Here is a 19,990-nt window from a genome sequence, read left to right on the forward strand (position 1 = left end):
TAAAGCAAAAAAACGGCGCCTCTCGGGGCGGCGTTTTCTTTTGTGGTTTTGGCTCGCGGCGATCAGATGCGCGCCAGCCGCTCTGTCAACAGGTCGAAGAAACCCTGATCGTCGATATGACGCATGACCTTGGCATTGTGCGTGCGGCCCGTGACCTGCCACCAGTCGACCACGGTCATGCCTGATGTCAGCGGCGACTGAACTTCGATCTCGACATTGCAGTCACGACCGGTGAAAAGCTCCGGCCGCAGGAGGTAGGCGATGACGGTCGGATCATGCAGCGGGCCGCCGTCGGTGCCGTACTTTTCGATGTCGAACCGCTCGAAGAATTCCAGCATTTCCGCCATGGCGATCGCCGGTGCGCTGCCGATCTCACGGATCTTCGCCACGCGCGCCTTGTGCGTCAGCACCCGGTGGGTGACGTCGAGCGGCATCATCACGATCGGAATACCCGAACGGAAGACGATGTCGGCCGCTTCCGGATCGACATAGATGTTGAATTCGGCCGCCGGCGTGATGTTGCCACCCTCAAAGAAGCCGCCGCCCATCATCACCAGTTCGCGCACCCGCGGTGCAATGTCCGGCGCCTTCTGAAGGGCAAGCGCGACGTTGGTCAGCGGACCGAGCGTGCAGAGCGTGACCGTGCCAGGTGCTTCAGCGCGCAACGTGTCGATGATGAAGTCGACGCCATGCTGGGCCTGAAGCGCCATCTTCGGCTCGTCGAGAACAGGTCCGTCGAGACCGGTCTTGCCGTGCACATGCTCGGCAGTGACGAGCGGACGGGCGATCGGCCGGTCGGCGCCGGCGAAGACCTTGACTTTGGTCCTGTCGCACAGTTCGCAGATGATGCGGGCATTGCGCGCGGTCATGGCCAGAGGAACGTTGCCGGCGACCGTCGTGATCCCCAGGATATCGATTTCTTCCGGACTGCCGAAAGCGAGCATGATGGCGGCGGCATCGTCCTGCCCGGGATCAGTGTCTATGATTATTTTTCTCGGCACAGGCACGCTTGTGTTCCTCCTTCGGATTCTCGCGCTGCGGACTATGATTTGCGTGCACGCCGGAGGCAAGCGGCTTGCGCTCATTGCGCACAGCTACCATATTGGAAGGGGATGCTGCTTGGCAGGTCCGCAGAATGGTCGCTTGATCTTACAAGGACTTGGGAATGAGCAGAATTACGCCTTTCACGAGCCCACTCCTGCTGGGTTTCGACACAATGGAAAAGACCCTTGAGCGTATCGCCAAGGGAAATGACGGCTACCCGCCCTACAATATCGAGCGCATCCGCGGCGACGATTCGGTCGATGCGCCAGAGCGATTGCGCATCACGCTCGCCGTCGCCGGCTTTTCCGAAGAAGATCTCGACGTCACGACCGAGGAAAACCAGCTCGTCATTCGCGGCCGTCAGATCGACACCGGCGATCGCGATTACCTGCACCGCGGCATTGCCGCCCGGCAGTTCCAACGCACATTCGTGCTTGCCGACGGCATGAAGGTGCTTGGCGCGGAATTGCGCAACGGCCTGCTCTCGGTCGATCTCGTTCGTCCGGAACCGGTGCGTATGGTAAAGAAAATTAACATTTCAGTCCCAGAGTAGGATAACCGGCGGGATTTTCCCCTGGCCGGCGACCACGGAGTACCACCATGGGACTGAAAGCCATCACCTCGTCATTGTCAAAAAACGACCTCGCACATCTGGGAGAGGGCGAAGTCGGCTATATCAGAAAGATGCGTTCGGAAGAGGTTTCCCGCTGCTTCCCGGAAGCGCCTGAAATGGGACCGGGCATCGATCTGTGGGCCCTGTTCGGTGCGGACGGCACGCCGATCCTTTTGACCGACAACCGCTCCAGCACCTTCTACAAGGCTGCAGAAGACGATCTGAAGACCGTCAGCCTGCATTGATCGTCAGCTGCGGCGAAGCTCGCCGCTGGAACGTCAAGGCGCTGCGCGTCAAATCTGGCGCGCAACAGAAGCTGCTGCAACGCTTCGAGTGTCCTTAATATGCTGTGCGTAGACCGCCGCTTAAACGCGACGGAAGGTAAGATAGGCGGAACTCCGCCCTTCCCTGCGCGCCTTGGCCTCGTAGCGCGTGCTCGGCCAGCCCTCAAACGGCGTCAACCAATCCGATGCCTGTTCGGCCGTCCATTCGAAGGCGGCATGGTCGCGGCAATGCAGCAGCGTCCAGTTGACGTAGGTGTCGATATCGGATGCGAAGCAGAAGAGGCCGCCGGGCTTCAGCACCCGTGCGAAGCGGTCGAGATTGACGCTGGAGACGAAACGACGCTTCCAATGCTTGCGCTTCGGCCAGGGGTCAGGATAGAGCAGGTCAACCTGGTCGACGCAGGCGTCCGGCATCCAATCGAGCACCTGCGTGGCGTCGTCATTGTAGAGACGAATGTTGGAGACACCCTTCTCCTCGATCTGCCCGATCAGCTTCGCCATCGAATTGACGAAGGGTTCGACGCCGATGAAACCGGTCGAGGGGGTCTCGGCCGCGCGGTGGATCAGATGCTCGCCGCCGCCAAAACCAATTTCCATACGGACGCGATCGACCGGCTCGGGAAAGAGCGACTTCATGTCCTGCGGCGCGGCAGTGCCGAGATCGAGCTTCAGCTTCGGTAGAATGGTTTCGAGGTGTGCCGCCTGGCGCTCGCGCAAGGGCTTGCCCTTGCGGCGTCCGAAGAAGGCTTCCGTGGCGCGGCTGCGGCGCGGTTCAGTCATGACAATCTTCCTTCAACGAGCAAGGCGGACACCCCTTTCGGGGGCATCCGCCTTTATCTTTAGCGGCCGGACGTTCTGTGTCCGGCAAATGTCGAAGCGTCAAGCCCCGATGGCTTCCTTGAGCGGCTTGACCAGATCAAGCTTCTCCCAGGAGAACGAGCCGTCACGGCCGGCCTTGCGACCAAAGTGGCCATAGGCAGCGGTCTTGGCGTAGATCGGCTTGTTGAGGTCGAGATGACGGCGAATGCCGGTCGGCGACAAGTCCATCGTCTTGCGGATCGCGCTTTCCACCTGGTCCTCGGAGACCTTGCCAGTGCCGTGCAGGTCGACATAGACCGAGAGCGGCTGGGCAACGCCGATGGCGTAGGAAAGTTGGATCGTGCAACGATCGGAGAGGCCGGCAGCAACGACGTTCTTGGCGAGGTAGCGGGCTGCATAGGCAGCCGAACGGTCGACCTTGGTCGTGTCCTTGCCCGAGAAGGCGCCGCCGCCATGCGGAGCTGCGCCGCCATAGGTATCGACGATGATTTTGCGACCCGTCAGGCCGGCATCCCCATCCGGGCCGCCGATGACGAACTTTCCGGTCGGGTTGATGTACCAGGTGCAATCGCTGGCGATCTTCAGATCGTCAAGCGCTTCGCGGATATAGGGTTCGACGACCGCACGAACCTTGGTCGAATCCCAGCTCTCATCGAGATGCTGGGTGGACAGAACGATCGAGACGACTTCCGCCGGCTTGCCGTCGATGTAGCGAACGGTGACCTGGCTCTTGGCATCCGGGCCGAGCTTGGCGACTTCGCCGTCGCCCTTCTTGCGGGCGGCTGCGAGCAGATGCAGGATGCGGTGCGAATAATAGAGCGGCGCCGGCATCAGTTCCGAGGTCTCGCGGCAGGCGTAACCGAACATGATGCCCTGGTCGCCAGCACCCTCTTCACCCTGCTTGTCGGACGCGCTGTCGACGCCCTGGGCAATGTGTGCGGACTGGAAGTGCAGGAGCACGTCGATCTTGGCCGTTTTCCAGTGGAAACCGTCCTGCTCGTAGCCGATGTCGCGGATCGCCTTACGTGCGGCAGACTTGAACTTCGAGGGGTTGATGACGTCGTTGCCGTTCTTGTCCTTCTTCAGAAGGCTCGGCGGCAGGCGGACTTCGCCGGCGATCACAACGCGGTTCGTCGTTGCCAGCGTTTCGCAGGCAATGCGTACGCCCCAGGGATCGACACCGGTCTTGGCAGCTTCGCGGTAGACCAGATCGACGATCTCGTCGGAGATACGGTCACATACTTTGTCCGGGTGGCCTTCGGCTACGGATTCACTCGTGAACAGGTAGTTTGCACGCATGCGGGAATTCCCCTCAAGAAGATAAGCGCTGGCATCGTGTTAGTGGTTTTGCGACCGAAAAACAAGCGAACAACGACATAAATATATCTTTATATCGACATCGGAGCCAATCACTTCCGATATCAGAGGGAAACGGCGGACAAGAAAAAAGCGGCACAAATGGCCGCTTTGTTTTCCAATCCCGATGGGTTTCGGGACTATTCGCTTTCTGCTTCCGCAGCCAGAGCCTTGACGAGGTCGACAAGCTTGCGACGCACCTTGGGATCGTTGATCTTGACGAACGCGCGATTGAGCTGAAGGCCTTCCGAGGAAGAGAGGAAGTCGACAACGTAGTTCGAGCTGGAGGCTTCGGCCAAGCCGGAAGCGCTGGTGTTTTCACCGGGAGCGTCTTCGAAGAAGAAGGAAACGGGGACGTTCAGGATGCTGGAAATGTTCTGCAACCGGCTGGCACCAACGCGGTTCGTGCCTTTTTCGTACTTCTGGATCTGCTGAAAGGTGATCCCCAGGCTTTCGCCCAGTTTTTCCTGGCTCATGCCAAGCATCGTGCGGCGAAGGCGAATCCGGCTACCGACGTGAATGTCGATCGGGTTCGGCTTCTTTTTATTTTCCATCATATCTGCGTTCCTAAACACGCTGTTTCGATCATCCACGGACTGGCGTGGGGACACCGCACACCGCTGCAACCGCAACGGTGAAGACAAACGAGTCGCCACAGCAGAAACCGATGGTCCGGTCCACTATGCAATTTTAGGGGTTTTAGGTCAATTCTTCCTAATATTAAAACTAACACGCGAGAAGGCTGCAACCAGCAGGAGGAAGATTGCGCACAACCCGAAAATGCGGCTACGAATGACCTCATTCGTGGGCGTAGGAAGCCTTCCCGGCAGAATTGTGTCGATCACTCCCCTATAATTGTAGGCCAATCCTACCACTAAAACCCCACGTGCATCAACAATCGCTGATATACCATTATTGGCTGCACGGATAAGGGGTAATCCCGTTTCCACTGCACGCAACTGCGCCTGATGGAAGTGCTGACGGGGGCCCGGCGTGTCGCCGAACCAGGCATCATTGGTGATGTTGAGCAGCGCGTCGGCGCCGCGCGCATCAGTGCCGATCTCGTCGGGGAAAATCGCCTCATAACAGATGAGCGGGTAGAACGTGCGCCCGCCGGCCAAGGTCAGTAGCGACCGGGTCTTGGCGGCCGAGAAACCACCCGGCAGGGCGGCCGCGACCGAGCTTAGGCCCCAGGACGAGAGCATGTCCTCGAACGGCAGATATTCACCAAAGGGAACGAGGTGCACCTTGTCGGCAGCACTCATGATCTGCCCGCGTTCGTCGATGACGTAGATCGAGTTGTAATAGCGCGGCGGCAGGCCGGCGCCGGCATCTTCCGCTCGCACCGCGCCGGCAATGAGGATCTGCCCGTCATCGAGCACTTCGGCAATGCGCGCAAGCGCATCGGGACTGTCGGTGAGGATGAACGGGATCGAGGTTTCCGGCCAGACGACGATATCGGGCTTCTTGGTTTCACCTTCGGCTGGTGCCGTGGTCAAAGCCAAATGCTCCTCGAAGATGGCGCCGCGCTCGCTATCATCGAGTTTCTTTGCCTGATCGATCACCGGCTGAACGAGGCGAACGGCAAGCGGCTGATCCGGTCCGCCGGGCGCCGGCAGCGCAAGCCGATAAAAGCCGAAGCCGGTATGGGCCGCGAAAAGCGCCACAGCAAGGCTGAGACCAATACGGCTGCCCTTGCCGGTCGCGATAAGGGCCGGCGCCGCAAAGACGAAAACCGCCAGCATGTTGATGGTTGCGAGGTTCAGGACACTTGCCGACTGCATCATCAACGGCATCGGCATCGCCGCATAGCCGATCGCATTCCAGGGAAAGCCGGTAAAGATGAACGAGCGCAACCATTCAGCCAAGCCAAAACCCAGCGCCAGTGCTGCGATCCGGCCCACGCCATCCGACCAGAGGATGCGGGCAATCAGGGCCGCGAGCGCGTAGAACAGGGCAAGGCACGCCGGAAGCCCTACGACTGCCAGCGGCAATGCCCAGGCGAAGCTGTCCGCCTCCACCAACAGTGCGTTACCAAGCCACCAGAGCCCGCCGAGGAAATAGCCGAAACCGAACGCCCAGCCGATGCAGACTGCCGGCCAGAGCCGCCGGATTACGCCGCCGTCCGGATGGCCGGTCGCGCCGTCGAGCAGCCAAACGAGAACAGGAAAGGAGAGGAAGGCAGCCGCAAAGATGCCGAACGGCGGCTGTGTCAGAACAGCCAGGAGGCCCGCGGCAAACGCGAGCAATAGCCGGGGGGCGCCCGACAGAAGCATGATCCTGCCAGCCAGTCTTTCCATGCAGCCTCCTGTTGGCGCAGGCCGCGAAACACGACGCTGCGCGGGAAGAACAACCGAATCAGTTGCCGGCAGTGTTCCAAAAAAGTGGCTGCTTGTCCCCTTTGCAGCACCACGCGTCGAATTTGACGCGCAAAAGGGACGCCACCGATCGAGGATCGGTGGCCGTTCTCAGCGAAGGTCGAGACCGAGCTTCGCTGAGAAAACAATGTGGGGAAAAGCCTATTGCTCTCCGGCGGCGGCCTGTTGCGGCTCGGTACCGTTGCCGCGATTGGCGGGCGCCTGTTCCTGTGCCAACTCGCCTTCGGATCGCACGATGCGACGACGGGCCGGCGGACGCTTGCGCATGATCCGCACCCGCTTGACGCGGCGAGGATCGGCGTCGAGGATTTGGAACTCAAAGCCTGGCAGTGCCTGCACCACCTCGCCCCGCACCGGAATCCGCCCCAGCGACGCGAAGATCAGGCCACCGAGCGTATCGACATCCTCAAGCTGTTCGCGAACGTCGAAATCGGAACCGATCGCTTCGGCGATCTCCTCCAGCTCGACGCGGGCATCGGCGACGAAGACGTCCTCCGAGGTCTTGGCGAACATGACCTCGTCGTCGTCATGCTCATCCTCGATGTCGCCGACGACCATCTCGACGATGTCTTCCAGCGAAACGAGACCATCGGTGCCGCCATATTCGTCGATGACGAGCGCCATCTGGATACGAGCGGCCTGCATGCGCTGCATCAGGTCCGAAGCAAGCATCGACGGCGGCACGAACAGGAGCTGGCGGATTATGCCCACCTCCTCCAGCGACTTGCCGAGATCGACACGCGACAGATCGAAGGTCGCTTTCGGCGATCTTGGTGTCTTTTCAGCCGAAGACGACGACGCGGCGGTAGTCTGAGCCTTGCCGTTGCGACGGCGGTTGCGGGCCTGCTTGGTCACATAGGCGAGCAGGTCGCGAATGTGGATCATGCCGCGCGGATCATCCAGACCTTCGTTGTAGACCGGCATGCGCGAGCGCCCCGATTCCTCGAAGATCACCATCAATTCGCCAATGGTGATGCTCTGGTCGACGGCTTCGATATCGGCGCGCGGGACCATCACGTCTTCGACGCGGACTTCGCGGAAGCGCAGGATGTTGTTGAGCATCGCCCGCTCTTCGGGCGAAAATGCCGTGTTGCTGTCGGCGTCCGTCAGCAGTGCGTCGGCAAGGTCCTCGCGGAGGCTCGAAGGATTGGCACCACGCAAAATGCGCGCGGCCCGGCTCCAGAAGGACGATGTGGATTTGGTGCCCTCTTGTCGAGTGGCGGTGCTACTACTGCCCGCCTCCGCCTCTCCGGAGGCATCGGCCTCCTCGGTCGCCATTGCGACGGGCTGTGTTTTAAAGTCGCTCATTGGTCCAAACTGTTAATCCGGGGATCGGTCCCCGTAAGGATCAGATAAGCCAAGACGCGCCAAAATGCGAGTCTCCAGGCTTTCCATTCTTTCGGCTTCATCATCTACCATATGATCATAACCGAAAAGATGCAGGAATCCATGCACGAGAAGATGCGTCAGATGCGCATCGAACGTCTTCTCCAGACCCTCAGCTTCGCGCTCGAGGGTTTCGCGCGCAACGATGATGTCGCCGAGCATCGGCCCCGGCATCTTGCCGGGCGTCAGCGGAAACGCCGGGAAGGAAAGCACGTTGGTCGGCTTGTCCTGGCTGCGCCATTCGGCATTGATCATGCGAATGGAAGCGTCGTCGGTGAAAACCAGCGACAGCTCGGGCTGCATCTTCGGGAACGGCTGGCCCTCTTCCGCAGTCAGGAAGGCTGCGGCCGCCTCGAGCACCGGCGACGAAAAGGCGAGAAGCGTCTCTTCGTCGGGCCAATTGCCCTCCTCGACGCTGATCTGGATATCCAATGCAGTCATGATCGCAACGACCGCCGATCAGCGGTCGCTCTGCTCGCTTTCATCGTGCACGGCGGTCTGGGCCTCGTAGGCCCGGACGATGCGTGCCACCATCGGATGGCGCACGACGTCGACGTCCTTGAACCGGACGACCGAGACACCCTCGACGCCGCGCAGGATCTGCAAGGCCTCGACCAGACCCGATTTGACGCCGCGCGGCAGGTCGACCTGGCTCGGGTCACCGGTCACGATCATCCGGCCGTTTTCGCCGAGACGGGTCAGGAACATCTTCATCTGCATCGATGTGGTGTTCTGGGCCTCGTCGAGAATGACGGCGGCATTGGCAAGCGTGCGACCGCGCATGAAGGCCAGGGGTGCGATTTCGATGACGCCTGCCGTGATGGCACGCTCCACCTTGTCGCCCGGCATCATGTCATAGAGCGCATCGTAGAGCGGCCTGAGATAGGGGTCGACCTTCTCCTTCATGTCGCCCGGCAGAAAGCCGAGGCGTTCGCCGGCTTCGACGGCCGGACGGGAAAGCACGATGCGGTCGACGGCACCACGCTCAAGAAGCTGCGCCGCATGGGCAACCGCGAGGTAGGTCTTGCCGGTACCGGCCGGACCGACGCCGAAGACGAGCTCGGAACGCTCCAGCGCGCGGATATAGGCATCCTGCGTCGGCGTGCGGGCGACGATCGTCTTCTTGCGCGTTGAAATCTGCGCCATCGTCAATTTGGCTTTTTTCTCCATGGTCGGCAATTGCAGCTGGTCGTCGGCAGCGACCGCCATGCGGATCGCGCCTTCCACATCCGACGTATCGATCGATCCGCCACTCTGCAACCGTCCATAGAGAAAATCGAGTGCGCGGCGCGCCTGATTGGTGGCAACGACATCACCTGAGATCGCAACGGAATTGCCGCGCGGGTGCGCTTCGATCCGGAGGCGCTCCTCGAGGAGCTTCAGATTCTGATCGAACTGCCCGAAGAGTTCGCTGGCGAACCGGTTGTTCTCGAATGTGAGCACGAAGTGATTGGCGTCTGTCGCAGTTGTTTTCGACTGGCGCGATGATGAAGAGATCAGTTCGTGTCCGTTCAAGCGGTTCAGGCTCCTGTGTTTGGTCCTTACCCGATCATCTCGGCAAACAGACTGTTCGGTCCCGCCTTGATGATTCGCACCTTGATAATGTCACCGATTTGCGATGCTTTTGCATCAACATTCACGGGCTGCAGCCAGGGGGACCGGCCGACGAGTTGCCCGGGCATGCGGCCCGGCTTCTCCAAAAGCAGGTCGATTTCGCGTCCGACACAGGATTCGGCAAAGGCGCGCTGCTGCGAAATCAGCAAAGCCTGCAATCTTTCCAGACGCTTGGCTTTTACGTCCTCCGGAACCTGATCCTCGAGGTCGGCGCCGGGCGTGCCGGGACGGGTCGAATATTTGAACGAAAATGCCTGTGCATAACCCACGGCCTCGACCAGCCTTATGGTCGCTTCGAAGTCTTCGTCGGTCTCGCCGGGGAAGCCGACGATGAAATCACCCGACAAGGCGAGGTCCGGCTGCACCGCGCGGATGCGCGCGATCAGCGCCAGATACTCGGCCGCCGTATGCCGCCTGTTCATCGCCTTGAGGATGCGGTCGGAGCCTGCCTGGACCGGCAGGTGCAGATAGGGCATCAGCTTCGGCATCGATCGATGCGCCTCGATCAGGCTGTCGTCCATGTCGCGGGGGTGGCTGGTGGTGTAACGCAGCCGCGCCAGCCCCTCGATGTCGCCAAGACATTGCAGCAGATCGCCGAGGCCCCATTCGCGGCCGTCGGGGCCGAGCCCATGCCAGGCGTTGACGTTCTGGCCGAGCAAGGTGATCTCGCGCACACCGGCTTCGACCAGCTTTTCCGCTTCCGAGACGATCTGGGCGACGGGACGGGAGACCTCCGATCCGCGGGTATAGGGAACGACGCAGAAAGTGCAGAACTTGTCGCAGCCTTCCTGCACCGTCAGGAACGCTGTGACGCCGCGCGCGCGGGTCCTGGCCTTGTCGGGTGCCGGCAGATGCTCGAACTTGTCCTCGACGGCGTAGTCGGTCTGGACGACGCGCTCGCCGTTGCGCGCACGCTTCAGCGCTTCCGGCAGACGGTGATAGGTGGTCGGCCCGATGACGAGGTCGACCGCCGGCGCGCGGCGCAGGATCTCGTTGCCTTCGGCCTGGGCAACGCAGCCAGCAACGCCGATCACCATCTCCCGGCCCTCGAGCGCCTTCGCCTTCTTCAGATCGCGCAGGCGACCGAGTTCGGAATAGACCTTCTCTGCCGCCTTCTCGCGGATGTGACAGGTGTTGAGCAGGACGAAGTCGGCATCCTCAAGCACATCCGTCGAGACATAGCCGTCACGCGTCAACGCATCCGACATGCGGTCGGAATCGTAGACATTCATCTGACAGCCGTAGGTCTTGACGAAAACCTTGCGGGCCGGCGTGCGTTCGTCGCCCGTTGCGGGCGTCGTCAGAAGAGCTGTTTCCTGGGTCATGCCGGTTCTTTAGTGCAAAGCGGGTCAGAATTGAAGTATTTTTGCCTGCCGGCATTCACGTGGCCACCAGCGTCAGGCCCGTCCGCGCAGGCGGTCCGACAGCATCGAGCGGATGCGCTGCTCGATCACGCGGCTGACTTCCTTGCGGTTGGTGTGGTGGTCGTAGTCGACGGCCTCGCCGAAATCGACATCCACCTCGATCGCCCCTTCGCGCAGGATACCGAGCAGATGCGGCACCAAGCCGGTATCACCGGGCCAGGCGGCGATCGGCCTGTTGAAGCGCCCCATCGGCATTCCGTGAATGCCCGTATAGGATATGGCGACCGGCTGAACGTGGACCATGCCGGTCGGTGAATGCGGCACAGCAGAAGCGGCTGCGCCGAACAGCGACGTCTTGATTTCGAGCAGGCGGTTGCCGTCGGAGGTCGTGCCTTCCGGGAAAAGCACGACGATCTCGCCGCAAGCGAGCCGCTGGCCGATCTCGCTGACCTGCTTTCCGGTCGACCGCTTTTGCTCGCGCACGACGAAGATCGATGCCTGCAACCGCGCGAGAATGCCGAAGACCGGCCATTGCTTGACCTCGGACTTGGCGACGAAGACGACGTCGGCAACCGAAGACAACACCAGGATATCTTTCCACGAGGCGTGGTTGGCGCACAGAAGCAGCGGCCGGCGGCGTTCGGGCATGCCATGGACGCGCACCTTGATGCCGAGCAGATAACAGGCCATGCGGTGCCAGTAGCGCGGCAACAGGCGGCGCGGCTTCAGATCGAGCCAAAGGCAGACGATCTGGATCGGCATCAGCACGAGCGAGGCCAACGCCAGCACCAGCGCGAACAAAATGATCCGCAGCCAATTGATCATCGAAAAGGATTTCCTGCGCCGTTCACGCGCCACTCCGCATGGTTGCGCGAAGCCCCGGTTCATCCGGGGCGTGCCGAACCAATCCGGTTCGCACTAGCGAAGATCGAGCCGCATGACAAGCGCAGCGGTGCGCTGTCCTGTCTTGTCCTGGTAATAGGCGCGGCGTTCGCCGACCTTGAGGAAGCCGAGCTTACGGTAAAGCCCGATCGCGGCCTGATTGGTCTCGTCCACTTCGAGGAACAGCGTGTCCGATCCCTTGACCGAAGCTTCGCGCATCGCCGCCTGCATCAGCCGCCAGCCGAGGCCGGAACGGGCATAGCGCGGATCGACGCCGATGGTCAGGATTTCGGCCTCGCCGGCCACCGCACGCGACAGCACGAAGCCGCCGAAGGCAGGCCGGAGCGAGCCGTTGGTCTGGCGAGCGACAAAGCCGAACACCGTGTCCTGGACCAGCAAGGCGTGGATTTCGCCATCGCTCCAAGGCGCCGCGAAGCGCTGGCGATGCAGGCCGGCGGCGGCGATGAGATCCGGCTCTTCCAGCGGGAAGATGTCGAATTCGGCACGGCGCGTGAAGTAATCGGTGAAGTTCATCTGTGTCTAGGCTCGGGCAACGGCAAAGCCCGCTTGCGGCTTGGCGTCGGGCCCACGAAGATATAGCGGCTTCGGCTTGGCCGAGGCTGGATCAGCAATAACACCGAGCCGCGCAACGACTGCGATATCGACGAGATCCGGGGTCTTGACCGGCGTCAGAGAGGCGAGCAGTTCGGCGCCCGAACCGGCCACGCATCCCTCGAAACCGGCAAAGCGGTCGCGGGCAACCGTGACCGACAGCGCTTCCGGCTCCGTGACGGCATGGCCTGCGGCATCGTAGGCCTGGACATAGACCTCGTCGCGCTTGGCGTCGATCGCGACCAGCACCGATTTGCCCGGCGCCGCGGAACGGGCTTCTTCTGCGATAACGTGAAGGGAGGAAATGCCGACCGCGGGCTTGCCAAGCGCAAGCGCCAGTCCGCGCGCCGTCGCGACCCCGACACGGATACCGGTGAACGATCCCGGGCCGATGGTGACGGCGATGCGGTCGATATCGCCGATCGGGCGATCGGCTGCGACGAGCGCCTCGTCGACGAACTCCATCAGCCTTTCGGCATGGCCACGGCCGATGTCGGCACCGGATTGCCCGAGAACTGCCGACGAACCACTGTCATAGATGGCAGCGGAACAGCCGGACCCTGATGTGTCGATGGCAAGTACGATCATTTCAGTTGCAGCGATTTCCAGACGCATCATGCCGCGAAGCCCGATCGGCATCGCGGTTACGCTTACTCACACTAGTGATCAGCTGCAGCCTCGAAAGGCGCAGCCGTTCGCCATCGCGATATCAGACGGCTTCGACCGCTTCCACCTCGGGAACGAAATGCCGCAGCAGATTCTGCACGCCATGCTTCAGGGTCGCCGTCGACGACGGGCAGCCAGAGCAGGCACCCTTCATGTTCAGGAACACGGTACCGTCCTTGAAGCCGCGGAAGGTGATGTCGCCACCGTCCTGAGCCACCGCCGGGCGAACCCGGGTTTCGAGCAGTTCCTTGATGGTTGCGACAATGGTCTCGTCGCCGGGCTCGAAGAATTCGTCTTCTTCGTCCAGCTGCTCGGCGCGGCCCGCTCCGGCCATGATCGGCGCACCGGACATGAAGTGCTCCATGATCGAGCCGAGGATGGCGGGCTTCAGGTGCTGCCACTCCTGCCCGTCCTTGCTGACGGTGATGAAGTCGTAGCCGAAGTAGACACCGCTGACGCCAGGGATCGAGAACAGGCGGGCAGCAAGCGGCGAACCGGCGCGTGCTTCTTCCTCGTCGCGGAATTCGGCAGTGCCGCTTTCCAGAACGACCTTGCCCGGCAGGAACTTGAGCGTGGCCGGGTTCGGCGTGGCTTCGGTCTGGATGAACATGTCTCTCTCCGTCTCGCCGGGATCGGTTCTCTCAACCGGCTCTTTAGAATAATTCAAAAGAATATAAGATCTTCGTTCCGCCCTCGCAAGAGCGCAAAGAGACGCAGCTCAGCTGAGCGCGTCGATTTCCTCGTCGGTGAGCAGATCCGGGATGACCGTCACCGGGATCGGGAAGGCGGCCGCCTTGCCGGCGATCGACGACACCAGCGGACCGGGGCCCTCCTTTGCCGAGCCTGCGGCCAGAACCAGGATGGCGATGTCGCGATCCTCTTCGATGGCCGAATGGATCTGCTCGGTTGCTGCCCCTTCGCGGATGACGATTTCGGGTTCTATTCCGATGCGCTCGCGGACGGACTGCGCCACCTTGGCGAGCGTCGCTTCCGCCTCGTCGCGCGCTTCCGCACGCATGATTTCCTCGACCCCCAGCCATTGCTGGAAGTCGCCGTCGGCGATGACATAGAGCAGGACGAGACCGCCATTGGAATTCTTGGCGCGCATGCCAGCATAGTGGACAGCGCGGCCGCATTCCGGGGTATCGTCGATCACCGCCATGAATTTGCGGCGGTGACCTTCAAGTCGTGAGAGTCGGGTCGAGACCATGCGGCGAACATTACACTCCAGATAAGCCGCCGCAAGGCCTCATTTTCGCCTTTTACTGCAGAAATCCGATGATTTCGCGAACCTCGCTCATGGTCTTTTCCGCCCGCGCCCGGGCACGCTCGCCACCATCGCGAAGGATGGCGTCGATGTGGGCCGTGTCGCCCATCAGGCGGCGCATCTCGCCAGTGATTGGCGACAGAACCTCGACCGCCAGGTCGACCAGGGCCGGCTTGAACACCGAGAACTGCTGGCCACCGAATTCGCCCAGCACTTCTTCCTTGGTCTTGTCGGAAAGGGCCGCATAGATGCCGACGAGGTTTTCCGCCTCGGGGCGTCCCTTGAGGCCGTCGAGCTCGCTCGGGAGCGCATCCGGGTCGGTCTTGGCCTTGCGGATCTTCTTGGAGATGGTTTCGGCATCATCCATCAGGTTGACGCGCGAAAGATCCGACGGATCGGACTTCGACATCTTCTTGGTGCCGTCACGCAGCGACATGACACGCGGCGTTGCGCCGCCGATCAGCGGCTCCACCGGCGGGAAATAGGCATGAACAGGCTCTTCGCCGACGACCATGTCGACGCCGTAGCCACCACGACGGATGTGCTCCATGAAGTCGATATTGAATTTCTGGGCGATGTCGCGCGTCAATTCGAGATGCTGCTTCTGGTCGTCGCCGACAGGAACATGGGTGGCGCGATAGACGAGAATGTCGGCGGCCATCAGGCTCGGATAGGCAAGCAGGCCCAGCGAGGCGTTCTCGCGGTCCTTGCCGGCCTTGTCCTTGAACTGGGTCATCCGGTTCATCCAGCCGATACGGGCGACGCAGTTGAAGATCCACGCGAGTTCCGCATGCTGCGGCACGGCCGACTGATTGAAGACGATATGCTTTTCCGGATCGATGCCGGACGCGATGAAGGCTGCGGCGATCGAGCGGATCTGCCCCTTCAGGTCCTCATGCACGAGCTGCGCGGTGATCGAATGCAGGTCGACGACGCAATAGATGCAATCGTTGTTTTCCTGCAGAGCCACGAACTTGCGGATCGCGCCGAGATAATTACCGAGATGGAGGTTGCCCGTCGGCTGCACACCGGAAAATACGAGCGGCTTGAATTCGTTCATGTCGTCCTCAATAGGCTGGTGGAGGGCCCCAGGGTTCATCACCCATGTTGCTAACGGCATGGCTTATGCACGTCGGGCGGGGCGCGATCAAGTGGTGCGAATCCGAGTGGGCGACGCCGATTAAAATAGGCATCGCCGCTTCATCACCGGATGGTTCAGGCGTCTGCGTCCGGCGCTGGAGCAGGGTCTGCCTTGGCCTTCGCCTTGCGCTTGATGTTGCGGCGGATCATGCCGAGATTAGCGCCGCCGATACCGAAGGCGATCGCGAAATAGATCGCCATGGCGACGGCCACCAGACCGCAGAGCGTGGTTGCGCGCACGATCAACGGCGCTGCCGACGACACTTCGTAGGCCAACCACTGAAGAGCATAATGCAAGGCGAGCGCCATGCCGGCCGCGGCAATGACGAGACGGGGAATGCGGGTCAGAAGCGGAATGTCGCGTCCCCAATGGCCACGCCAGACGAGCATGCCGAACAGCAGCACGGCATTCACCCAGCCGGCAACGATTTCCGCCGTCGCGATGCCGCTTGCGCCCAGCCGCGGAAACAGCGTCAGCGCCAGCGACACGTTCACCGCAACCGAAATGCCGGCAAAGACCATCGGCGTGCGCGTGTCCTCGCGGGCAAAGAAGCCGGGGATGAACGCCTTGATCAGCACGAAAGCCGGCAGGCCGAGGCCGTAGATCGCCAGGATATGGCCGACGACCACCGTCGACGACGCGGAGAATTCACCACGTTCGAACAGCAGCCGGACAATCGGCTCAGACATGACAAGCAAGGCCGCCGCCGCCGGCAACGTCAGAAACAGGGTGAATTCCACCGAGCGGTTCTGCAGGTTCGCGGCCTCGTTGACGTTGCCGGAGCGCAGCGCGCGCGCCAGTTCCGGCAAAAGCACGGTTGCGACCGCAATGCCGACGACGCCGAGCGGCAGCTGGTAGATACGGTCGGCATAGACGAGCGACGACACAGCACCTTCCTGCGCCGAGGCGATGTTGGTGTTGATCAGGAGGTTGATCTGGGTGATGCCGCCGGTGATCGCGGCCGGCAACGCCAGCACCAGCAGCCGCCTGACATTGGCCGTCAGCCGCGGGCGGCGAAAGCCGATCTTGATGCCGGCGTCGCGCACCGCGACCCAGACGATCGCCAATTGCACGAGACCGGCCGCCATCACGCCCCAGGAGAGGCCGTAGCCGACCGCAATCGGATCCTGGCCGATGTACCAGGCATAGCCGAGGATGCCGATGAGGATGATATTGAGGAACACCGGAGCGATCGCCGCGGCGAAATAGCGGTGCAGCGAATTGAGCATTCCCGCCATCATCGCGGCAAGCGACATGCAGGCGAGATAGGGAAACATGATCGTCGCGAAGACGATGGTATTGCCGAGCTTCGCCGGATCATTGGCGAAACCGGGCGCGATCAGGTTGCTGACGATGAACGGCATCGTCAGTTCCATCACCACCGTCAGGAACAACAGCACGGTGAAGAGAACGCCGAAGACTTCTTCGGAGAACCGCCGCGCCCCTTCCATGCCGTTCGCCTCGATCTCCCTGGCAAAAAGCGGCACGAAGGCGGAATTGAATGCGCCCTCGGCAAAGAGCCGGCGAAAGGTGTTGGGCAGGCGGAAGGCGGTGTTGAAGGCATCGGCGACCGGGCCGGTGCCGAGGGCCGCCGCCATGAAGGTTTCGCGGATGAAGCCGAACAGACGGCTGCCGAGCGTGGCGCCGCCGACGGTTGCAAATTTCTTGACCAGACTCATGTTTCGGCTTTTGTCGTTCTTTGAGCGGAGGACGTGCCTACGGCAGGCGCGATGATGCCGGATGGCATCCGGTCTCGAACCTCGTCGGCCTCGTCGGCCATGACGGCCTTGAGGCGGGCGGCGATGTTCATCTGGCGGTTTTCACTGGTGACCTTCTGGCCGACGAGATCGGTGATGTAGAAGGTGTCGATGACCTTCTCGCCGAAGGTGGTGATGTGCGCCGAGGCAATGTCGAGCGAAAGGTCCGACAGGACGGCGGTGATCTCCGACAGCAGGCCGGGACGGTCGAGACACTCGACCTCGATGACCGTGAACTTGTTCGACAGCGTATTGCTGATCGTCACCTCAGGCGTAACAGTGAAGGCCTTGTTGCGCTTCTTGACCTTGGTGCGGCTGGCGATCACCTCCGGCAGCCGCTTGCGACCGGACAGCGCGTCCTCGATCAACCTGCCGATGCTGGCCGCCCGGCGCGTCTCGTCGCCGTCGACGGAAAACTCGCGGTTGACCAGGATCGTATCAAGCGCCCGGCCGTCCGAAGTGGTGAAGATCTGCGCGTCGACGATGTTGGCGCCCGCCGCAGCACAGGCGCCGGCGATGACCGTCAAGAGCCGCGGATGGTCGGGCGACAGCACGGTGATTTCGGTGATCGCATGGAACTGGTGCGTGCGCACCATGGTCGACAGCGCCTTGCCGGCGGCATCCGCCTCGCGGATGAAGCGGGCGTGACGCACCTGATCCTCGAGCGCCACGGTCAGCAGATAGGGTTGATAATGCAGCCGCACATAGGCTTCGCGCTCGCTTGCCGGCCAGTCGGTCAGCGCGTCGCTCAGCATCGTTGCCGCATGGGCAGCGCGCTCCTTGCGCGACAGCTCGGAGAAGCCGCCCGAAAGCAGGAGTTCGGTTTCATAATAGAGTGTACGGAGCAGCTGCCCCTTCCAGCCGTTCCAGACGCCCGGGCCGACGGCGCGGATGTCGCAGACGGTGAGGATCAAGAGCATCTTCAACCGGTCGAGCGACTGCACCCGCTCGGCAAAGTCGACGATGGTCTTGCGATCGTTGAGGTCGCGGGTCTGGGCGACCATCGACATTGTCAGGTGCTCGTCGATCAGCCAGGCGACAAGCTCGGTTTGCTTCGGCGTCAGGCCAAAGCGCGGGCAGAGCCGGCGCGCCACCTTGGCACCGGCGACCGAATGATCCTCCGGCCGACCCTTGGCGATATCGTGCAGAAGCACGGCGACGTAGAGCACCTCGCGGTCCTCGATCCCCGGCATCAGTTTGGCGACCAGCGGGTGGGCGTCCTCCTCGATGCCGCGCTCGACGCGCGAGAGAACGTCGACCGCGCGCAGCAGATGCTCGTCCACCGTATAGTGGTGGTACATGTTGAACTGCATCATCGAGACGATCTTGCCGAAATCCGGAATGAACCGCCCGAGCACGCCCGCTTCGTTCATGCGGCGAAGGATCAGCTCCGGCTTGCGGCGCGAGGTCAGGATCGACAGGAACAGCCGGTTCGCCTCCTCGTTCTCGCGCAGCTGCGGCTTGATCAAGCCGAGCGAGCGCGTCACCTGCCGAAGCGCTGCCGGGTGGAACTCGAGATTGTTGATGTCGGCGATGTGGAAGAAGCGCAAAAGGTTGACCGGATCGCGCTTGAACACATCGGGGCTCGAAAGTGCTATGCGCCCGCCGTCATCGACGAAGTCGAGCGTGCCGGCAATCTTGCGGCTGCGATGGGTGAAGCGGCCGATGATGCCGGAAAGGCCGGGCGCGTCCTTGGCCTGCTGGTCTTCGAGTGCGGCGCAGAAGATGCGGGTGAGATCGCCGACATCCTTGGCCACCAGGAAGTAGTGCTTCATGAAGCGCTCGACCGCCGAAAGGCCGGGGTGGTCGTGATAGCCGAGCGCCTCGGCGATCTCGCGCTGAATGTCGAAGGACAGCCGTTCCTCGGCCTTGCCGGTCAAGAAATGCATGTGGCAACGCACCGCCCAGAGGAAATCCTCCGCCTTCTGGAACAGCTTGTATTCCGTGCGGGAGAGGACGCCGAGCTTGATCAGATCGGCCGAATCCTTGACCCGGTAAAAATACTTGGCGATCCAGAACAGTGTGTGCAGGTCTCGAAGCCCGCCCTTGCCTTCCTTGACGTTGGGCTCGACGAGATAGCGCGTGTCGCCGGCCTTGCGGTGGCGCTCGTCGCGTTCGGCAAGCTTGGCGGCGATGAAGTCCGGCCCGGTGTTGCGCACGATCTCATGGTCGAAGCGCGTTTCGAGTTCAGCCGCCAGCGTTTCGGAACCACAGATATAGCGGGTCTCGAGGATTGCCGTGCGGATCGTCATGTCGGCACGCGAGAGCCGGATGCAGTCCTCGATCGTGCGGGTGGCGTGGCCGACCTTGAAGCCCAGATCCCACAGGATGTAGAGCATGAATTCGATGGCGGGCTCGGCCCAGACGGCCTTCTTCACCGGCAGCAGGAAGAGCAGGTCGATGTCCGAGCCGGGTGCCAGCGTGCCGCGGCCGTAACCGCCAACGGCAGCGACAGCGATGCGGCTTGCCGGGGCTGCATTGGCGGCATCGAAAATCTCGTTGAGCACGAAATCATGCAGCACCGTGATCAGCTGGTCCTGAAGCCAGGAGATACGCTCGGCGCAAAGGATACCGCCGCCATCGCCAGCAAACAGTTCGCGCGCCTTGGCGCGGCCTGCAACATTTGCCTGTTTGAAGGCCGCAAGCAGTGCCTGACGCATCGGTTCGCGCTGCTCGGCGTGGGCCGAGGCGATGAAGTCGCATTTCGCCCGAAGCGCCGCGACGTCGAGAATTTCGGGAAAGGAAGTTTCGTGTCTGCCCATGAAGTGCCGAGGGGCGTCCTGTCCGACTGGTTGCGTGGTCCGCTG

At 61.9% G+C, this 19,990-nt stretch carries 19 protein-coding genes; 2 read left to right on the plus strand and 17 right to left on the minus strand.

The window, feature by feature from the left end:
• Positions 1 to 62: 62 nt before the first annotated feature.
• Positions 63 to 1,007: a nucleoside hydrolase gene (locus tag ASD02_RS02730; RefSeq protein ID WP_051509148.1), complete on the minus strand. Its 945-nt coding sequence runs from the start codon at positions 1,005 to 1,007 to the stop codon at positions 63 to 65.
• A gap of 158 nt (positions 1,008 to 1,165) precedes the next feature.
• Between ASD02_RS02730 and ASD02_RS02735 the strand changes: the two genes are divergently transcribed.
• A complete protein-coding gene (locus ASD02_RS02735) occupies positions 1,166 to 1,597 on the plus strand; it encodes an Hsp20 family protein (RefSeq protein ID WP_025425716.1) in 432 nt (143 codons plus the stop codon).
• A gap of 47 nt (positions 1,598 to 1,644) precedes the next feature.
• On the plus strand, positions 1,645 to 1,902 hold the full coding sequence (locus ASD02_RS02740) for a DUF1150 family protein (RefSeq protein ID WP_025425715.1): 258 nt from the start codon (positions 1,645 to 1,647) through the stop codon (positions 1,900 to 1,902).
• Positions 1,903 to 2,022: 120 nt separating this feature from the next.
• On the opposite strand, the gene trmB is transcribed toward ASD02_RS02740, so the two are convergent.
• The 16 genes from trmB to ASD02_RS02820 form a co-directional block, all read right to left on the minus strand.
• On the minus strand, positions 2,023 to 2,721 hold the full coding sequence (gene trmB / locus ASD02_RS02745) for a tRNA (guanosine(46)-N7)-methyltransferase TrmB (RefSeq protein ID WP_025425714.1): 699 nt from the start codon (positions 2,719 to 2,721) through the stop codon (positions 2,023 to 2,025).
• A 99-nt stretch (positions 2,722 to 2,820) separates the two neighbouring features.
• Positions 2,821 to 4,059 carry a methionine adenosyltransferase gene (gene metK, locus ASD02_RS02750; protein ID WP_025425713.1) on the minus strand — a complete coding sequence of 413 codons (1,239 nt, stop codon included), beginning with the start codon at positions 4,057 to 4,059 and terminating at the stop codon, positions 2,821 to 2,823.
• 197 nt (positions 4,060 to 4,256) lie between these two features.
• On the minus strand, positions 4,257 to 4,673 hold the full coding sequence (locus ASD02_RS02755; RefSeq protein ID WP_025425712.1) for a helix-turn-helix transcriptional regulator: 417 nt from the start codon (positions 4,671 to 4,673) through the stop codon (positions 4,257 to 4,259).
• 147 nt (positions 4,674 to 4,820) lie between these two features.
• Entirely contained in the window at positions 4,821 to 6,416 is a 1,596-nt protein-coding gene (gene lnt / locus ASD02_RS02760) for an apolipoprotein N-acyltransferase (RefSeq protein WP_057219963.1), read from the minus strand.
• A 219-nt stretch (positions 6,417 to 6,635) separates the two neighbouring features.
• Complete coding sequence (locus tag ASD02_RS02765; RefSeq protein ID WP_025425710.1) at positions 6,636 to 7,802, minus strand: hemolysin family protein; 1,167 nt, start codon at positions 7,800 to 7,802, stop codon at positions 6,636 to 6,638.
• A gap of 12 nt (positions 7,803 to 7,814) precedes the next feature.
• Positions 7,815 to 8,321, minus strand: a complete 507-nt coding sequence (gene ybeY / locus ASD02_RS02770; protein ID WP_025425709.1) for an rRNA maturation RNase YbeY — start codon at positions 8,319 to 8,321, stop codon at positions 7,815 to 7,817.
• Positions 8,322 to 8,339: 18 nt separating this feature from the next.
• On the minus strand, positions 8,340 to 9,395 hold the full coding sequence (locus tag ASD02_RS02775; RefSeq protein ID WP_025425708.1) for a PhoH family protein: 1,056 nt from the start codon (positions 9,393 to 9,395) through the stop codon (positions 8,340 to 8,342).
• Between the two features lie 26 nt (positions 9,396 to 9,421).
• Entirely contained in the window at positions 9,422 to 10,819 is a 1,398-nt protein-coding gene (gene miaB / locus ASD02_RS02780; protein ID WP_025425707.1) for a tRNA (N6-isopentenyl adenosine(37)-C2)-methylthiotransferase MiaB, read from the minus strand.
• A 72-nt stretch (positions 10,820 to 10,891) separates the two neighbouring features.
• Positions 10,892 to 11,683 (minus strand): lysophospholipid acyltransferase family protein, encoded by a 792-nt coding sequence (locus ASD02_RS02785; protein ID WP_025425706.1) that lies wholly within the window; start codon positions 11,681 to 11,683, stop codon positions 10,892 to 10,894.
• A gap of 93 nt (positions 11,684 to 11,776) precedes the next feature.
• Positions 11,777 to 12,274 carry an N-acetyltransferase gene (locus tag ASD02_RS02790; RefSeq protein ID WP_025425705.1) on the minus strand — a complete coding sequence of 166 codons (498 nt, stop codon included), beginning with the start codon at positions 12,272 to 12,274 and terminating at the stop codon, positions 11,777 to 11,779.
• Between the two features lie 6 nt (positions 12,275 to 12,280).
• Positions 12,281 to 12,940, minus strand: a complete 660-nt coding sequence (gene tsaB, locus ASD02_RS02795; RefSeq protein WP_025425704.1) for a tRNA (adenosine(37)-N6)-threonylcarbamoyltransferase complex dimerization subunit type 1 TsaB — start codon at positions 12,938 to 12,940, stop codon at positions 12,281 to 12,283.
• A gap of 121 nt (positions 12,941 to 13,061) precedes the next feature.
• Positions 13,062 to 13,628: a NifU family protein gene (locus tag ASD02_RS02800; RefSeq protein WP_025425703.1), complete on the minus strand. Its 567-nt coding sequence runs from the start codon at positions 13,626 to 13,628 to the stop codon at positions 13,062 to 13,064.
• A 108-nt stretch (positions 13,629 to 13,736) separates the two neighbouring features.
• Positions 13,737 to 14,228, minus strand: a complete 492-nt coding sequence (locus ASD02_RS02805) for a universal stress protein (RefSeq protein WP_025425702.1) — start codon at positions 14,226 to 14,228, stop codon at positions 13,737 to 13,739.
• A gap of 52 nt (positions 14,229 to 14,280) precedes the next feature.
• Positions 14,281 to 15,345, minus strand: a complete 1,065-nt coding sequence (gene trpS / locus ASD02_RS02810; protein WP_057204292.1) for a tryptophan--tRNA ligase — start codon at positions 15,343 to 15,345, stop codon at positions 14,281 to 14,283.
• Between the two features lie 155 nt (positions 15,346 to 15,500).
• Positions 15,501 to 17,105, minus strand: coding sequence for a murein biosynthesis integral membrane protein MurJ (murJ, locus tag ASD02_RS02815; protein ID WP_057204294.1), 1,605 nt, complete (start codon positions 17,103 to 17,105; stop codon positions 15,501 to 15,503).
• On the minus strand, positions 17,102 to 19,945 hold the full coding sequence (locus tag ASD02_RS02820) for a [protein-PII] uridylyltransferase (RefSeq protein ID WP_025425699.1): 2,844 nt from the start codon (positions 19,943 to 19,945) through the stop codon (positions 17,102 to 17,104). Before ASD02_RS02820 ends, murJ begins: the two co-directional genes overlap by 4 nt.
• Positions 19,946 to 19,990: the final 45 nt, after the last annotated feature.

It is taken from the genome of Ensifer sp. Root1252 (assembly GCF_001425885.1).
GTDB lineage: Bacteria > Pseudomonadota > Alphaproteobacteria > Rhizobiales > Rhizobiaceae > Ensifer > Ensifer canadensis.

Coding starts and splice junctions, on each gene's coding strand:
- murJ (WP_057204294.1), bottom strand. CDS start 17,105: ATGAGTCTGGTCAAGAAATTTGCAACCGTCGGCGGCGCCACGCTCGGC.
- ASD02_RS02820 (WP_025425699.1), bottom strand. CDS start 19,945: ATGGGCAGACACGAAACTTCCTTTCCCGAAATTCTCGACGTCGCGGCG.
- miaB (WP_025425707.1), bottom strand. CDS start 10,819: ATGACCCAGGAAACAGCTCTTCTGACGACGCCCGCAACGGGCGACGAA.
- ASD02_RS02740 (WP_025425715.1), top strand. CDS start 1,645: ATGGGACTGAAAGCCATCACCTCGTCATTGTCAAAAAACGACCTCGCA.
- ybeY (WP_025425709.1), bottom strand. CDS start 8,321: ATGACTGCATTGGATATCCAGATCAGCGTCGAGGAGGGCAATTGGCCC.
- lnt (WP_057219963.1), bottom strand. CDS start 6,416: ATGGAAAGACTGGCTGGCAGGATCATGCTTCTGTCGGGCGCCCCCCGG.
- ASD02_RS02735 (WP_025425716.1), top strand. CDS start 1,166: ATGAGCAGAATTACGCCTTTCACGAGCCCACTCCTGCTGGGTTTCGAC.
- metK (WP_025425713.1), bottom strand. CDS start 4,059: ATGCGTGCAAACTACCTGTTCACGAGTGAATCCGTAGCCGAAGGCCAC.
- trmB (WP_025425714.1), bottom strand. CDS start 2,721: ATGACTGAACCGCGCCGCAGCCGCGCCACGGAAGCCTTCTTCGGACGC.
- ASD02_RS02785 (WP_025425706.1), bottom strand. CDS start 11,683: ATGATCAATTGGCTGCGGATCATTTTGTTCGCGCTGGTGCTGGCGTTG.
- ASD02_RS02765 (WP_025425710.1), bottom strand. CDS start 7,802: ATGAGCGACTTTAAAACACAGCCCGTCGCAATGGCGACCGAGGAGGCC.
- ASD02_RS02790 (WP_025425705.1), bottom strand. CDS start 12,274: ATGAACTTCACCGATTACTTCACGCGCCGTGCCGAATTCGACATCTTC.
- tsaB (WP_025425704.1), bottom strand. CDS start 12,940: ATGATCGTACTTGCCATCGACACATCAGGGTCCGGCTGTTCCGCTGCC.
- ASD02_RS02800 (WP_025425703.1), bottom strand. CDS start 13,628: ATGTTCATCCAGACCGAAGCCACGCCGAACCCGGCCACGCTCAAGTTC.
- ASD02_RS02805 (WP_025425702.1), bottom strand. CDS start 14,228: ATGGTCTCGACCCGACTCTCACGACTTGAAGGTCACCGCCGCAAATTC.
- trpS (WP_057204292.1), bottom strand. CDS start 15,345: ATGAACGAATTCAAGCCGCTCGTATTTTCCGGTGTGCAGCCGACGGGC.
- ASD02_RS02755 (WP_025425712.1), bottom strand. CDS start 4,673: ATGATGGAAAATAAAAAGAAGCCGAACCCGATCGACATTCACGTCGGT.